This is a genomic window from Candidatus Halocynthiibacter alkanivorans, assembly GCF_003333265.1.
In the GTDB taxonomy this organism is placed as follows: Bacteria; Pseudomonadota; Alphaproteobacteria; order Rhodobacterales; family Rhodobacteraceae; genus Halocyntiibacter_A; species Halocyntiibacter_A alkanivorans.
Genome location: NZ_QOLB01000052.1, coordinates 1 through 14,986, shown reverse-complemented (window position 1 = coordinate 14,986; position 14,986 = coordinate 1). Strand labels below are relative to the sequence as shown.

Annotated in this window: 17 protein-coding genes; 7 read left to right on the top strand and 10 right to left on the bottom strand. The window is 59.6% G+C overall.

The genetic code is table 11. From position 1 onward, the window contains the following. Positions 1–266: hypothetical protein (locus DWA01_RS23425; protein ID WP_235008417.1), on the top strand; the 266-nt coding region annotated here is incomplete at its 5' end. Between the two features lie 44 nt (positions 267–310). On the opposite strand, the gene argF is transcribed toward DWA01_RS23425, so the two are convergent. Together argF and DWA01_RS04710 are read right to left on the bottom strand one after the other, a co-directional pair. Further along, positions 311–1,237 carry an ornithine carbamoyltransferase gene (gene argF, locus DWA01_RS04715; RefSeq protein WP_114284617.1) on the bottom strand — a complete coding sequence of 309 codons (927 nt, stop codon included), beginning with the start codon at positions 1,235–1,237 and terminating at the stop codon, positions 311–313. A gap of 75 nt (positions 1,238–1,312) precedes the next feature. After that, the gene (locus DWA01_RS04710; protein WP_114284616.1) at positions 1,313–2,494 is read right to left on the bottom strand and encodes an aspartate aminotransferase family protein; all 1,182 of its coding nucleotides are present in this window, start codon (positions 2,492–2,494) and stop codon (positions 1,313–1,315) included. 676 nt (positions 2,495–3,170) lie between these two features. Here DWA01_RS04710 and DWA01_RS04705 point away from each other — a divergent pair. Further along, entirely contained in the window at positions 3,171–4,064 is an 894-nt protein-coding gene (locus DWA01_RS04705; protein WP_235008418.1) for a DMT family transporter, read from the top strand. A 48-nt stretch (positions 4,065–4,112) separates the two neighbouring features. Here the strand turns inward: DWA01_RS04705 and DWA01_RS04700 are convergent, their stop codons facing one another. Then, positions 4,113–4,916, bottom strand: a complete 804-nt coding sequence (locus tag DWA01_RS04700) for an ABC transporter permease (RefSeq protein ID WP_235008416.1) — start codon at positions 4,914–4,916, stop codon at positions 4,113–4,115. A gap of 137 nt (positions 4,917–5,053) precedes the next feature. On the opposite strand from DWA01_RS04700, the gene DWA01_RS04695 reads away from it, so the two are divergent. The 3 genes from DWA01_RS04695 to DWA01_RS04685 all read left to right on the top strand — a co-directional run bounded on the left by DWA01_RS04695 (position 5,054) and on the right by DWA01_RS04685 (position 7,637). Further along, positions 5,054–5,647: a GcrA family cell cycle regulator gene (locus DWA01_RS04695; RefSeq protein WP_114284613.1), complete on the top strand. Its 594-nt coding sequence runs from the start codon at positions 5,054–5,056 to the stop codon at positions 5,645–5,647. 305 nt (positions 5,648–5,952) lie between these two features. Next, positions 5,953–6,879 (top strand): ABC transporter ATP-binding protein, encoded by a 927-nt coding sequence (locus DWA01_RS04690; RefSeq protein WP_114284619.1) that lies wholly within the window; start codon positions 5,953–5,955, stop codon positions 6,877–6,879. Continuing rightward, positions 6,876–7,637, top strand: a complete 762-nt coding sequence (locus DWA01_RS04685) for an ABC transporter permease (protein WP_114284612.1) — start codon at positions 6,876–6,878, stop codon at positions 7,635–7,637. Before DWA01_RS04690 ends, DWA01_RS04685 begins: the two co-directional genes overlap by 4 nt. 77 nt (positions 7,638–7,714) lie before the next feature. On the opposite strand, the gene DWA01_RS04680 is transcribed toward DWA01_RS04685, so the two are convergent. The 4 genes from DWA01_RS04680 to DWA01_RS04665 form a co-directional block, all read right to left on the bottom strand. Further along, positions 7,715–8,809, bottom strand: coding sequence for an alcohol dehydrogenase family protein (locus DWA01_RS04680; protein ID WP_114284611.1), 1,095 nt, complete (start codon positions 8,807–8,809; stop codon positions 7,715–7,717). A gap of 121 nt (positions 8,810–8,930) precedes the next feature. Beyond that, positions 8,931–9,269, bottom strand: coding sequence for a hypothetical protein (locus tag DWA01_RS04675; RefSeq protein WP_136057667.1), 339 nt, complete (start codon positions 9,267–9,269; stop codon positions 8,931–8,933). 22 nt (positions 9,270–9,291) lie between these two features. Then, a complete protein-coding gene (locus DWA01_RS04670; protein ID WP_114284609.1) occupies positions 9,292–9,726 on the bottom strand; it encodes a hypothetical protein in 435 nt (144 codons plus the stop codon). Between the two features lie 38 nt (positions 9,727–9,764). Continuing rightward, positions 9,765–10,223 (bottom strand): hypothetical protein, encoded by a 459-nt coding sequence (locus tag DWA01_RS04665; protein WP_114284608.1) that lies wholly within the window; start codon positions 10,221–10,223, stop codon positions 9,765–9,767. Positions 10,224–10,411: 188 nt separating this feature from the next. Between DWA01_RS04665 and rimO the strand changes: the two genes are divergently transcribed. Then, positions 10,412–11,800, top strand: a complete 1,389-nt coding sequence (rimO, locus tag DWA01_RS04660; RefSeq protein ID WP_114284607.1) for a 30S ribosomal protein S12 methylthiotransferase RimO — start codon at positions 10,412–10,414, stop codon at positions 11,798–11,800. A gap of 150 nt (positions 11,801–11,950) precedes the next feature. On the opposite strand, the gene DWA01_RS04655 is transcribed toward rimO, so the two are convergent. The 3 genes from DWA01_RS04655 to DWA01_RS04645 all read right to left on the bottom strand — a co-directional run bounded on the left by DWA01_RS04655 (position 11,951) and on the right by DWA01_RS04645 (position 14,101). After that, positions 11,951–12,781, bottom strand: a complete 831-nt coding sequence (locus DWA01_RS04655; protein ID WP_136057666.1) for a hypothetical protein — start codon at positions 12,779–12,781, stop codon at positions 11,951–11,953. A 601-nt stretch (positions 12,782–13,382) separates the two neighbouring features. Further along, positions 13,383–13,679: a DUF6455 family protein gene (locus DWA01_RS04650; RefSeq protein WP_114284604.1), complete on the bottom strand. Its 297-nt coding sequence runs from the start codon at positions 13,677–13,679 to the stop codon at positions 13,383–13,385. 65 nt (positions 13,680–13,744) lie between these two features. Continuing rightward, complete coding sequence (locus tag DWA01_RS04645) at positions 13,745–14,101, bottom strand: YigZ family protein (protein ID WP_114284602.1); 357 nt, start codon at positions 14,099–14,101, stop codon at positions 13,745–13,747. A 625-nt stretch (positions 14,102–14,726) separates the two neighbouring features. On the opposite strand from DWA01_RS04645, the gene DWA01_RS04640 reads away from it, so the two are divergent. Further along, positions 14,727–14,969: a hypothetical protein gene (locus DWA01_RS04640; protein WP_114284618.1), complete on the top strand. Its 243-nt coding sequence runs from the start codon at positions 14,727–14,729 to the stop codon at positions 14,967–14,969. Positions 14,970–14,986 lie beyond the last annotated feature (17 nt).

Below are 14,986 nucleotides of genomic sequence, written 5' to 3'. Positions count from 1 at the left end.
ACGCGGCGATCAACGCCGCTCCGCAAAACAACAAACGCCGCGCAGCAGACTGCGCGGCGTTTCATTTTGCGTTCAGCACCGTGTCGCCGGCCCGGGCGGTCTCAGCCCCGGGCAGCAGCTCATCTGCTTGCCCCGGCGCCGGCCGGGAGGGGCCGGCCCAGGTGCCACAGCTCCGGCCCGCGCAGATGCTACTTCTGCCGCGGCGCGCCGGGAAAAGCGCGGGGGGCGCGCGCAGCATGCTGCGCGCGCCCCCCTTGTTTCGCTAAAGCGTCAGCCTTCATTGACCACCATTACTGGCATCAGGCTTCGCTCAGGCTCCCAGGCACCAACGCATCACCGCTTTTTGCGCGTGCAGCCGGTTTTCCGCTTCATCAAACACCAGCGATTGCGGCCCGTCCATCACCGGGTTGGTGACCTCTTCGCCGCGATGGGCCGGCAGGCAATGCATGAATTTCGCGTCCGGTTTTGCCTGCGCCATCAGCGCGTCATTGACCTGATAGGGCCGCAGCAGATTGTGGCGTCTTTCCCGGGCGGATTGCGCGTCATGCATGGATACCCAGGTGTCAGCAACCACCAGGTCGGCGCCCTGCACGGCCTTCTCCGCGTCCCGTTCAATGGTGATATTCACCCCTTTGGCGCGCGCCTCATCAACAAAGACCTGCTCCGGGTCCAGTTGCTCAGGTCCGGCAAAGGTCAGGTCAAAACCAAATTGCCCGGCGGCATGGATAAAGGAGGCGCAGACATTGTTGCCATCGCCGGTCCAGACCACTTTTTTTCCTTTGATCGGGCCGTTATTTTCCTCGAACGTCATGATGTCGGCCATGATCTGGCACGGATGCGTGCGATCGGTCAGCCCGTTGATCACCGGCACTGAGGCGTATTCCGCCATTTCCAGCAGCGTGGCTTCTTCAAAGGTGCGGATCATGATCATATCCACATAACGCGACAGCACCCGCGCGGTGTCGGCGATGGTTTCGCCATGGCCCAGCTGCATGTCGCGGCCCGACAGCACCATGGTTTCGCCGCCCATCTGGCGCACACCCACATCAAAGCTGACCCTTGTGCGGGTCGAGGGTTTTTCAAATATCAGCGCCACCATATGATTGGCCAGCGGCTGTTCCGCATCTGGCGTGCCTTTGGGCAGGCCTTTGCGTGCGGTTTTGATGCGGTGGCCTTCGCTGATGATTTTGTGCAGATCAGCGGCGCTGGTTTTGTTGATATCAAGAAAATGGTTCATCTCTGTCTCCTCAAGGGGCCTGTGCCCCGCAAATTCCGGGGCGACGCAGCAGGGCCGCGCCGCAAAATTAAAATCTCAGCCGGCTGTCGCGCGCACAGATTTTGCAGCCTGATCCAGCCGCTGCACTGCCTCAGCCAGCTCCTCATCCGCAATGTTCAGCGCCGGCAGCAGCCGCAGCACATTGTCGCCACCGGGCACGGTCAGCAGTTCGGCGTCATATGCGGCGGCCAGCACATCAGTGTTGGCCACACGGCATTTCAGCCCCAGCATCAGCCCGTTGCCGCGAACCTCTTCAAAGATGTCGTCATTGTCGGCCACCAGACCTTCAAGCTTCTGGCGCAGCAGCGCCGATTTGCGGTTCACCTCGGCGAGGAAGTCAGGCGCGCTCACCAGCTTCATCACCGCCAGACCCACGGCGCAGGCCAGCGGGTTGCCGCCATAGGTGGAGCCGTGGCTGCCAGCCGTCATGGCGCTGGCGGCCTGCTCCGTCGCCAGCACAGCGCCCAGCGGAAAACCACCGCCGATGCCTTTGGCCACCATCATGATATCAGGCGTCACGCCGGCCCACTCATGGGCAAACAGCCGGCCGGTACGCGCCACACCACATTGCACCTCATCCAGGATAAGCAACGTGCCGGTCTCATCACAGAGCTGGCGCAGTTGCTGCATCACCTGGTCGGGCACCGGACGGATGCCGCCTTCGCCCTGCACTGGCTCAAGGATGATTGCCGCGGTATTCTCGTCCACTGCTTCAGCCACCGCCTCCCAGTCGCCAAATTCCAGATGTTTAAAGCCGGGCAGCAGCGGACCAAAGCCATGGATCAGTTTTTCACCGCCCGCCGCCGCAATGCCGGCGGATGAGCGGCCGTGAAATGAGCCGGTAAAGGCGATGATATCGCTGCGCTCGGGCTGGCCAAGTTCAAAGAAATACCGGCGCGCCATTTTCACCGCCAGCTCGCAGGCCTCGGTGCCGGAATTGGTGAAAAACACCGTATCGGCAAAGGTTTCTTCCACCAGCAGGTCGGCCAGCGCCGTTTGCTGCGGGATGTTATACAGATTGGACGTGTGCCAGAGGGCCTGCGCCTGCGCACTCAGCGCCGCCACCAGCTCCGGATGGGCATGGCCCAGTGCGTTCACCGCAATGCCGGCACCCAGATCCAGAAAACGTCGACCGTCTGCCTCGATAAGCCAGCAGCCTTCGCCTTTGACAAATGTGAAAGGCGCCCGGTTGTAGGTCGGCAGAACGGAAGAGATCATGGGGATAACCCTTTGCAAGTTTTGAAGACAAAGGGGTGCAATCTCACACCGGCGATGTCAACGATTTTGATGTCAGTGATTTTGAAGAAAGAAGCGGGAACAGGTGCTGGCCAGAAGTGTGGTACGGCCGGCCCAAAAGACCCTGACGCCCCGGAGAGGGGCGCAGGTCGTCAGACGCTTCGGCGTCGGAGTCGCAAGGCTGCGGTATATGTTGTCACGATGTTCACAGCCTTGCCATAACGCGTGCGCCCGCCCTCTGTCCAGAAAAACATTGCACTTGCATGCAGCGGCCGGCACCAGTCCGGCGGGGGAGGCGCCGGGCTCAATGCCCGGCGCCTCCCCCCCTGCCTGCAACACCGGCGTTTATAGTGGCACTTGCTGTGCTGGCAGGTGATGCCGTGAAACCAACCGGAACTGTGCCAGAAGTTGCGGCTGGGGCTGCAGCGATGACCGGCCTGACAGCGGGCGCGCAAAACGGCTGGACAGGCGCATCGTTTCACCGCTTTATCGCCCGATGAAATACCGTACGGATCAGGAAACGACTCAGCAGGTGGCGCAGAAAACGGGCCAGCAGACCGGACAGACCGGACAGACGGGCCCGCAGCCGGGAGACCGGGCGGTTCAGCAGGCAGTTCACCAGCCGGGGCACGGCGACATTCCCCGCGCGGTGGTGCTGATGTTGCTGGCGTCGGCCTGTGTCGCTGGCACCACCTTGCTGGCCAAAGCGCTCGGCACCGGGGCTCTGGGTCCGGCGCTGCACCCGTTGCAGATCAGCCAGGGCCGCTTCCTGTTCGCCTTTCTCACCTTTGGCAGCGCTGCGCTCATTCTGCGCCCGCACCTGCAAAAACCAGCGCTGGCGCTGCATCTGTCGCGCTCTGCGGCGGGCTGGGGCGGGGTCAGCCTGATGTTTGCTGCGGCCGCCTTTATTCCGCTGGCGGACGCCACCGCGATTTCATTTCTCAACCCGGTGTTTGGCATGATGCTGGCAGTGCCGTTTCTGGGCGAACGCGTCGGGCCGCTGCGCTGGTCTGCTGCCGGTATGGCGCTGCTGGGCGCTCTGATCCTGTTGCGCCCCACGCCGGGCAGTTTTCAGCCCGCAGCCCTGCTGGCGCTTGGCGCCGCGCTGTTGATGGGAGTGGAGCTGATCTTCATCAAGAAACTGTCGGGCCGCGAAGCGCCGTTTCAGATCCTGCTGATCAACAATGCCATTGGTCTGGGTCTCGCCTCAGCGGCCGCGTTTTTTGTCTGGGCCGCCCCGAACCCGGCGCAATGGGGCGCCCTGATGGGTATCGGGGGGCTGATGGCGGCGGCGCAGACCTGTTTTATCCATGCGATTCGCCGCGCGGACGCCAGTTTCATCAGCCCGCTGTTTTACACCACCCTGGTCTGGGCGGCGCTGTATGACCGGGTGATATTTGACACAAGGCTGGAGCTGACCTCCTGGCTCGGCGCCGGCATCATCCTCGCCGGGGCCGCTTTCATGGCCTGGCGCGAGACCCGCTCAAAGCGGCGGGCCGGGCACCAGATGGACGCAACGGCCACAGATACAAGCACTGAGACACGTCGCTAATAGCCGCTGCGCAGACGCGGCGGACAGGTTGGGTGCCGCCGATACGGCTCAGGATTTCAGCCGGTAGCCACTGGCAAACCAGCGCCAGCACAGGGCCATGACCACGAGCGTGCTGCTGCCAACCACCGCCAGGCCCAGCAGGGGCGAACTGTCTGAAACGCCAAGAATGGCATAGCGCATGCCGTCAATCAGATAGAACACCGGGTTGAACCGGGTCAGCAGTTCCAGCGACGGTGGCAGGGTTGTGACCGAATAAAACGTGCCCGACAGAAAAGCGAGCGGGGTGATGACAAAATTGGTGATCGCCGCCATCTGGTCAAATTTACGGGCAAAAATACCGCCGATCATGCCGAGCCCGCCCATAAACGCGCCGCCCAGCAGCAGGAATGTCAGCGCCCAGAGCGGGTGCGCCAGGCCAACACCGGCAAAGAGCACCGTCAACAGCCAGATCGGCAGCGCCACAAAGGCGCCACGCGCAATGCCACCAGCCAGAAAGCCCAGCACCAGTTCCAGCGGCGACAGCGGTGGCATCAGCGTATCCACAATATTGCCCTGCACTTTGGACACCACGAGGGACGACGACGTATTGGTGAAGGCGTTCTGGATCACCGCCATCATCAGAATGCCCGGCGCCAGGAACTGCACAAACGCCACCCCCATCACCGCGCCGCGTGTCGGGCCGATCGCCAGCGAAAACACCGCCAGAAACAGTCCGGCAGTGATCAGCGGCCCCAAAACAGTCTGTGGCCAGATCGAGGTAAAGCGCATCACTTCGCGCGCTGCCAGCGTGTACAGGCCCAGCCAGTTTACCCGTCCGAAACGACGAACCCCCATTTCCATTGCATCCGCCATCTGTTATGTCCTTTTCTTCCGGCACCGGACGGCTTGTATCCTGAACCGGTGTGATTAGAATAGGGGGGAATGAAAATTTCCCCAGAGCGGCCGCGCGGATCTTCTGCGCCAGGGCCGCTTTGCCATGAGGAGCCGAGATGTCCTGGACCGATGAGCGCGTTGAGCTCTTGAAAAAAATGTGGGGCGAGGGCCAGTCGGCCAGCCAGATCGCCAAAGAGCTTGGTGGGGTGACCCGCAACGCCGTGATTGGCAAGGTGCATCGCCTCGGCCTGTCCAACCGCTCCGGCGGCGGCGGCGGCAAGACGGCTGCAAAACCTGATGCCAAGGCCAAAGCCGCGCCAAGAGCCGCCACCAAGGCGCCACCGCGCGCGGCGGAACCCGCGGCCGCCCCGGCCGCCGCTGAGCCCGAAGTGAAAACCGAGCAGCCGGCACCACGTCCGATCCCGGCGCGGCGCCAGATTATTCCGGCTGGCCAGCCGCTGCCTCCGCAGCCCTCGGCCAATGAAATCCCGGCAGAAGCGCTGGCGAAAGTCAGCCTGGTCGAGAAGAAGTCGAAAAAGATCCATCTGATGCAGCTGACCGAAAAAACCTGCAAATGGCCGGTGGGCGATCCGGCGACCGATGATTTCTGGTTCTGCGGCCTGCCCTCAAAAGCCGGCAAACCCTATTGCGAAGCCCATGTCGGCGTGGCGTTCCAACCGATGTCGAGCCGTCGCGACCGCAAACGGTAACCCGCTGCCGGAGCCTCGGGCAGAAATGTTGCAGAGCCTCCGGCGGGGATATTTAAGCCAAAAAGAAACGCTCCGCGCCAGATCTGGCCGGGGCGTTTTTTGTGGACGAGGAGTTATTGCAACGGCCTGCTGCGTCAGCTCCCGGAATTCATGCCGGGCATGGGGGCGTTTCAGCACAGGCAAAGCGCCAGCCTGCTGCACCGGGGCCGCGCATATCTGCACAGGGGGCTGTGCGCCGGGCGGCGGTTGGCGTTTTTGCGCGCAGAGGATAGGTTGCGAGCAATTCAAAATGTGTGGAGGCGGATTTGTCCCCTGTTATTTCAATCAAAAACCTCAGCAAGACCTATGAGGGTGGCTTTAAGGCGCTCGATGATGTGTCGCTGGACATCCGCAAGGGCGAGATTCTGGCACTTCTGGGCCCCAATGGCGCCGGCAAGACCACGCTGATCTCGGCGATCTGTGGCCTGGTGCGCCCGAGCTCGGGCTCGATCACTGTCGGCGGGCATGACATTGTTGAAGACTACCGCGCGGCACGTTCGCTGGTGGGTCTGGTGCCGCAGGAAATCAACATCGAGCCGTTTGAGAAGGTCATTGCCACCACGCGGTTTTCGCGCGGGCTGTTTGGCAAGCCGCGCAATGAGGCCCATATCGAGCGTGTGCTGCGCTCGCTGTCCCTGTGGGAGAAGCGCAACAGCAAGAATATGGAGCTGTCAGGCGGCATGCGGCGCCGGGTTTTGATCGCCAAGGCCTTGAGCCATGAACCAAGTGTGCTGTTTCTGGATGAGCCCAGCGCCGGCGTGGATGTGGCGCTCAGGCGTGACATGTGGCAGCTGGTGGGCGAATTGCGCGACGCCGGTGTCACCATCATTCTGACCACCCATTACATTGAGGAAGCCGAAGAGATGGCCGACCGCATTGCCGTCATCAACCACGGCAAAATCCTGGTGGTGGAAGACAAAGCCCGCCTGATGGCGCAGATGGGGCAAAAACATATGACACTGGAGCTGGTGGAGGCGCTGGATGCACTGCCCGATTGTCTGGGTCAATACGGGTTGAACCGCAGCGCCGACGGCATGAGCCTGCATTTCAGCTATGACACCCAGGCGGAGCGCACCGGCATTACACGGCTGATTGCCGACCTGGCAGCGCAGGGCATTTCGGTGCGCGATATCGTCACCAAACAATCCTCGCTGGAAGAGGTGTTTCTGGATCTGGTGGGAGAAGAAGCATGAACTTTCATTCGATCCGTGCAATCTATGTCTTTGAAATGGCGCGTACTTTCCGCACCATCGCCCAGTCGATCATTTCACCGGTGCTGTCGACCGTGCTCTATTTCATCGTCTTTGGCACCGCCATCGGCAGCCGTATTGAGGACGTCAACGGGGTGGATTATGGCGCCTTTATCGTGCCGGGGCTGATCATGCTGACCCTGTTGCAGCAATCGGTGACCAATGCGTCTTTCGGCATCTACTTCCCCAAATTTGTCGGCACAATCTATGAGCTGCTGACCGCGCCGATCAGTTTCATTGAGGTCACCATCGGCTATGTCGGCGCCGCGGCGAGCAAAGCGGTGATGATCGCGCTGATCATCCTGGCGACGTCGACGTTTTTTGTTGATGTGCAGATCGCGCACCCGTTCTGGATGGTGGCGTTTCTGCTGCTGACGGCGGTGTCGTTTTCACTGCTGGGTTTTATCATCGGCATCTGGGCCTCAAACTTTGAGCAGTTGCAGCTGATCCCGCTCTTGGTGATCACGCCGCTGGTGTTCCTGGGGGGTGCGTTTTATTCCGCCGATATGCTGCCGCCGGCCTGGCAGGTGGTGATGCATCTTAACCCGGTGTTCTACCTGATTTCGGGCTTTCGCTGGTCCTTCTTTGGCCTTGCCGATGTGCCGGTGGAAGTGTCGCTTATGGCGGTCAGCGCCTTCCTGGTGGTCTGCATCAGTTTTATCTGGTGGATCTTTAAAAGCGGCTGGAAACTGCGCAGCTGAGGGCTGGCCTCTGATAGTGAAAAAGGCCGGGGTGTTGCGCCCTGGCCTTTTGTTTGCGCGGTGGGAGTTGGCTAAGTTCAGGGGCGCGCGCTGATCTGGCGTCCCTGGCTGCCCGCCACCCGCAGCACGATTTTTCCGGTGTGTTTTTTGGTCACAAAACTGGCCTGCGCTTTGTCGATCTCGTGCAGATCCCAGCTTTCGGCCACCAGAGGTTTGATGCGCCCCGCCTCGATATGGCGGACCAGATTGCCAAACACTTCGGGCTCCAGCACGGTGCAGCCAAAGAAGCTCAGATCTTTGAGATACAGCGTGCGGATGTCCAGCTCCACCAGCGGGCCGCCGATGGCGCCCGATACCGCGTAACGGCCGCCGGGGCGCAACACGTCTAACAATTCGCCCCATTGCGATCCCGCCACCAGGTCGATCACCACATCCACAGAGTTGCGCCCCAGCGCCTGTTCCAGGCTGGCGCCCCGGTGCACGATACGAGCGGCGCCGATGTCCCGCAGCAGATCGGCTTTTGACGCGCTGGTAACGGCCACAACTTTGGCGCCACGGGCGCGGGCCAGCTGTACCGCCGCCGAGCCGACACCGCCGGAGGCCCCGGTGATCAGCACCGTATCCTTCGCGCCTACCCCGGCGCGGGTCAGCATGTTTTCCGCCGTGGAGTAGGAACAGGGGAAAGAGGCCAGTTCTACATCGCTCAGCGTACTGTTGATGCGGTGGGCGTGGCGGGCAGCGACCGTGGTGTAACCGGCAAACCCGCCGTCACATTCCGAGCCCAGGTACCAGGGTGGCTCCATGCTCTGGCCGGCAACTTCGCGCAGGCAGGGTTCAATCAAAACGCGTTCGCCGAGCCGGGCCGTGTCAACACCTGGTCCTGTGGCGACGATTTCACCGCAGACATCGGCGCCCTGAATGCGGGGAAGCTGCAGCGCCTCGCCCGTCCAGCTGGCATCTGCACTGCTGTCCTCGCTGCCCGCGCCGCTTTTGGAGTACCAGCCGGTGCGGGTGTTGATATCGGTGTTGTTCACACCCGCGGCAGCGACACGCACCAGAACTTCGCCTTGCCCAGGCACCGGCACCGGCAGGTCGGTGCGGAATTCCAGCACCTCCGGACCGCCATGGCCAGTGAGTGCCACACCGGACATAGTTTTGGGGATCTCATTCATTGGGGCGTCTCCGGGCCTGAACTGTTTCACCGGGCAGGTTGGCGAAGGCGGGCGGCGAAGTCCAGATGTGTTGGGTGCGGAAGGAGGAACGAGTGTGCGACGTGGCAGAGCCGGACGGCGGTCACTTCTCTCTGATGTACAAATCTGCGATCGCCGCAGCGCCGCCTCTCCACCAGGTCAGATCCGTTGGGGCCAGAGAGTTGAAAATTGAATCAGGCACCCAGGTCAGCGCACATCCGAAAACACTGTCGATTTCCAAGTTGGCAATATCATCGCATGACAATCTTGGTAACGCGACAACATGGCCGTACGTCACACCTGCCCTTTCAAAAGGCGCGTCCAACTTTAGAAGCAGCTTGTATGCAGAGCTTTCATCCACAACGATAATCGCGCGCTGTTCCTGTTCGGTAAAATCGTTCCACCGGATCGCGACCTTAGTGCCAACCAAATTATCAGACATCATCGAACCCTGAATATGTTTCTCACAACCTTGCCAGTCGCCTGCGTTCGCGGACCTGAGACATGATTTCGTCTGCGGCAGTGTCCAAAATAGCTTCGAACTCTGCGACCTGAGCATCTGTAGCGCCGAGCGGTCGCATTTTCTCGACTGACCCGCGCATGCCTTCCAGATAGGTTTCAATCATCTTCGTCAGGTTCTTGCCGGCAAATACGTCATGCGACAGAAACGGCCCGCAAATGTATGTATTATCCTTTTTTGATACGCGGAATTCTTCATCGACAAACAGCTTTGACTCTTCGTTTTTGGGCAGGGCTGGTCCGTAAATCAATTTTGCGTCCAGCTCGCCCAGAGCATTGTTGTGAATGCGTTCTTCCAGATAATCCGTGACGAGTTTTCTGACGATTCTTATGTTCTTGCTTATATCGCTACTCAAAAAAGCCGTTGTTCCAAAACGCATGGTTATTTAGGTCCTTATTCAACTGTGGTCTTTTCGGACTAAAAGTTTTCGCGGTAATCATAGCCGACAAAACTGCGGGTTTTGCTCTCGATAATTTCGGGCGGAATGGTGGCGACAAGCCAATTTTCAAGCTCACTGTGCATCATAGTGATGTGTTTGCCTGCCTTAACGTCGTCATCTTGTGGCGGCATCCAATGCCCGACTGTCGTGAATACAATAATAAAATACTCACCTTCCCTTGAGTAACCAAAGTCTAAAATCGTTCCGGCTGCTTTGTCATCAATTACACAAACATAATACTGTCTGATTTCACTTCGCAATTCGCAGCTGCCTCCCAGCGCCTCCGCACGCCGCGTCAGTTTCTCTTCGATTTCCGCTATCCTGCGTTCTGAAAGCGCCTCGTCTTTAATTTTTATTGACGACGACGTTATTGTTTGTGAACAGGCCGCCAGAACTACCAGCGACAGGATGGCAAAATGCCGGAGTTTAAAAGCCATGGCCGGGAACTTCCGTGAGAGCATCAAATAAGTAATCTTCAATCCGGCCAGACTAAACACAATCCACCTGCTATGAAACCCGGCTAATTGCCCCGGTTGCGAAGTCCCAGGCGTGTACCGCCAGCGCGGCAAATTCGTTCCCAAGACACATCCCTTCCCCTGCGCGCCCCTTTAATCTATAGAGCCGCATGAGCCAGAATCCCCCCAGCCTCCGCCCCGACCTTGCGCCAGCCCCGCGTTTCTCCGAGCCCCGCCGTGACGGCCAGCCGACCATCGGCATGGTGAGCCTTGGCTGCCCCAAGGCTTTGGTGGATTCTGAACGCATTCTGACCCGGCTTCGCGCCGAAGGTTATGCGATCAGCCCGGACTATGCCGGTGCCGATGCGGTGATTGTGAACACCTGTGGCTTTCTGGATTCCGCCAAGGCCGAGAGCCTCGAGGCCATCGGTGAAGCGTTGAATGAAAACGGCAAGGTGCTGGTCACCGGCTGTCTGGGGGCTAATCCCGAATATATCACCGGCGCGCACCCCAAAGTGCTGGCGGTGACCGGGCCGCATCAGTATGAGCAGGTGCTGGACGCGGTGCATGCGGCGGTGCCGCCGAGCCCCGATCCGTTTATTGATCTGCTGCCCGCCACCGGTGTCAGCCTGACGCCGCGCCACTACAGCTATCTGAAGATTTCCGAGGGCTGCAACCACAAGTGCAAATTCTGCATCATCCCCGATATGCGCGGTCGTCTGGCCTCGCGCCCGGCCCATGCGGTGCTGCGTGAAGCCGAAAAGCTGGTCGCTGCCGGGGTGAAAGAACTGCTGGTGATTTCGCAGGACACCTCTGCCTATGGTCTTGATCGCAAATACGATCTGAACCCGTGGAAGGGCGGCGAAGTGCGCACCCATATCACCGATCTGGCGCGCGAACTGGGCCAGTTTGGCGCCTGGGTGCGGCTGCATTATGTCTACCCCTACCCGTCCGTGCGCGAACTGATCCCGCTGATGGCCGACGGGCTGGTATTGCCCTATCTCGACATTCCGTTCCAGCATGCCCATCCGGATGTGTTAAAACGTATGGCGCGGCCGGCTGCGGGTTCGAAAACGCTGGATGAGATCGCCGCCTGGCGTGAGATCTGCCCGGATATCACGCTGCGTTCGACCTTTATTGTCGGCTACCCCGGTGAGACCGAGGCCGAGTTCCAGACGCTGCTGGACTGGATGGACGAAGCGCAGCTGGATCGGGTTGGCTGTTTTAAGTATGAAAACGTTGATGGCGCCCGGTCCAACGCACTGCCGGACCATGTGGCCGATGAGCTTAAACAAGAGCGCTGGGACCGGTTCATGGAGAAAGCCCAGGCGATCTCTGCGGCCAAGCTGGAGGCCAAGGTCGGTCAGGTGATGCAGGTGATTGTCGATGATATCGACGAGGATGGCATCGCCACCTGCCGCACCAAAGCCGACGCGCCCGAGATCGACGGCAACCTGTTTATCGACGAGGGCACTGAAGCGATTTCGGTGGGCGACCTGGTGATGGTCGAGGTCGATGAAGCCGGGGAATATGATCTTTGGGGGCGCATCTCGAATTAGAATTTCTCTGGGAGAGGAATTCCGGGATGCGCGGGCGGAGCCCTAAGGCGGAAGAAAAATGATCCGGGGGATCATTTGAGCCAAACGCGGGCGGAGCCCTTAAAAGGCTGCGTTATTTCGGGACTACTACGATTGTACTTCGTAGAGGGCTTACTCAAATATTGAATCGCTCAACGAATAGCCTTCTGCGGTGAGAGAATAGTGATCTACCGACTTTCCCTTTGGGTTTTCGGAACTAGGGTACATCTTTGAAGAAACCAGATTAATTGCGACCAGATTTTTAAGTGCAGAACCGGTATCAACACCAAGACGCTTATAACTGAAATTGGATATAAGACTGCGAACGTTGCTTATATAATTCTCATTTTCAACAAAATCCATTATGTTCATACCAGCATTAGCTGCAGCACTGGTACGCAATATTTCGACCTCGACTCCTGTCAAATCATCAACGGATAACTTGGGTTTGGTGGGGCCATTTGAAGACGGTTCATTTTTGTTGCTCTCCCTCTCTCTGAGCAACTCCTCCTTCACCGCGCCGTCACCAACGTTTTTCGCCTCCTCAAGCCGTTCGGCAGCATCAATTTTCCTCTGTTCCGCGGCTGCCTCGTACAGTGCTTTTGCGTCTTCTTCTTCGGCCATTTTCTCGTACTCACGAATCCGGTGAGCGCGCGCCTGATCATTTTGCAGCTGATTAAGCAGGCTCAACGGCTTGGTCGCCACCCAGGCGCCGGCAAACTTCAACCAGGGACTAAACAAGGCCAGACCCAACCCAAAGACCAAGGGTAGCCAGGCCAGGGTCCAAACACTCGTGTTCTCATCAAAGTAATCCAGCCGTGTGGAGACAGGTACTTTTGCGAACAGGAGAAAGAAGACTGCCTGCCAGTTTATCAGCAGGAATGACAGCGCTATGGATCCAAAAAAGGGGCTGCGAATACGTTCCAACCAACTTTCAAACATGTCTTTCAATAATTCTGTCATTTCAAATACCTACATTTTATCAACGCACAACCTAAGCGGTTACCAAATAAACACAAGTCGTCCTCCTCCAGCCTGCGCGGCGCGGCCTCGCGCCCCCCACCCTTGGCGGGTGGGTGGGGGCCTTGGGTTCAATTTGGAGAGCGGATTAATTACGTGGTGTGGCTATGAAGCTCGTCCCAATAGGGTAGCGCCTGACCCTGGGTGGGTGCAAAGCGCCCTCCCGGGGGGAGGGTCAGGCGCTGCCCGTGCCATGCACGGGTGAAAGGCACAGCAACATTATCTCCACCATCACCGCGAGCGGCGAGGCCGCGCGGCTCCCACCCTGGCGGGTGACGGGGACATGGGTTCGATGGGGCAAGAGAATGTAGAAGGGATGTTGATGGCCGGATCCTTCTCAAAAAGAAGCGCCCTCCCACATTTGCGTCAAGCGGGAGGGTCAGGCGCTGCCCTTGCTGCGCACGGGCGAACAAGATCAAAGAGGTTTCGAGCCAAAGCTATAGCGGCGTCGGGCTTGCGGTATTTTCAGCGCTTGGTTCAGGTCCTGGCACCGGGCTTAATCTTCGGCAAGCTTTCCAGCTTTGTCATCGGCCAGGCCCGGGGTTTACTCTCCCGCCTGGTCCGCGGTTTCGTTATCGCCCTGCTCTCTGAGGCGGCGCAGCACGTGCAGCAGCGCCTGATTGCGGCAAAAATCTGCGGCCTGACCAGCGGCGGGATTTGTGGCCATCCAGGCAAGGCAGTCGTCTTCACGCTCACATTGCGCACAGCTGCGCTGCGCCGCGTGAAAGGCCATCTCCATTTTCGGGTCAAGGGCGACGGTCTCCGCCCAGGTCACGCCGGCGATTTCGGACATCGCCTCCATGATTTCTGCGCGCTGTTCGGTGGGTTTGAAATGTTTCATGTCCGGGCCTGTGTTGCTGATCGGCTCAGGATATCAGCGGGCAGTAAACACAACCTTGACATGTATCAACTGGCCCGCAATTCATCGAGGTAGGCGCGCACGCAGGTCTGCACGTGGCGGAAGCGGTCGCCGCCCAGATGGGTGCCGCCGTACCAGCGGGTGACAACAATGATGTGGTCCTGCAGGTCCTCGCGCTCCAGCATGCGCAGGATAAGGGCACCGGCACCGCTCTCGCCGTCGTCCGACTTCACCGGCACGCCACCCAGGATCGCAGCCCAGGTGTTGTGGGTGGCTTTGGCGTATTTTTTCTTGCGCTTCAGCGTTTTCAGAAAAGCGTCAGTGCCGGCGCGCCCCGCAACCCCGCCGCCGGACACCGCGTATCTGGAGCCCTTGTCGCGCACCACGTCTTCGATTTGTCGCATTGCCGCCGCTGCCCCTGTCCCAGCCCCTGCCCGTCTGTGGTGTAGCGCGGTTTTGCGCACGGAACCAGTGCTGGTGCCGGGGAGGAAAGCAGAGCGGACAGCGGGGCCGGCCGTGGATTGACTGTACCGTTCGCGGTGGGGATGGCAGGGATTGGCATCGGGGTATCGGGTCAGAATTGAACACACTACACGCAACAGAAGATCATACAGCCACCACCGCACCCAAGGGTTGCATTTTCCTCCGTTTTTCTGACAGTTACACGCCACACCGCCCCGTGCGGCCTGTCAGTTGCACAAATAATGTGCTATAAATAAAGATGGCACTGGCGACAGTGTCTGTGGTGTAACGAGTATGAATTTTGTCAGGTACCGCGTGATCGTATTGTTACGTGTCTGGTCGGTCACCACCTGTTGTCAGCGCCCCTCCGGGGGCGCTGACGACGTTTCAGCCCCTGCCTCAACCCCGCTGTCTCACCCACCGCCGTCTCCCCCCTCTGTCTCACCCGCCGTCTCACCCTCTGTCTCACCCGCCGTCTCACCCTCTGTGGCTTGCCCGGGGATTTCCCGGCGCAATCCGCAGCAGCAAATGCTGGAGCCGCGGCGCCAAATAGCTCATACTGATCTTATGTTTAGTATTGAACACGAATTTGACGCCACCGTGGTGACCCTGGTAGACGAGGGCAGCAGCCATCTGACTGAAGACATCGCCATCACCGCTTTTGCCGAGTGTGTGACTCTGGAGCAGCTTGATCCGCGCACGGACCACGTGCAGAAGATCACCCTGTCGATTCAGCAACTGCAGGACCTGCGCGCGGCGCTGGACCTGCCTGAGGGCGTTTACCGGCTGGCGCGCAAACATGAGGCCTGACCACTGAAGGCCAGCCC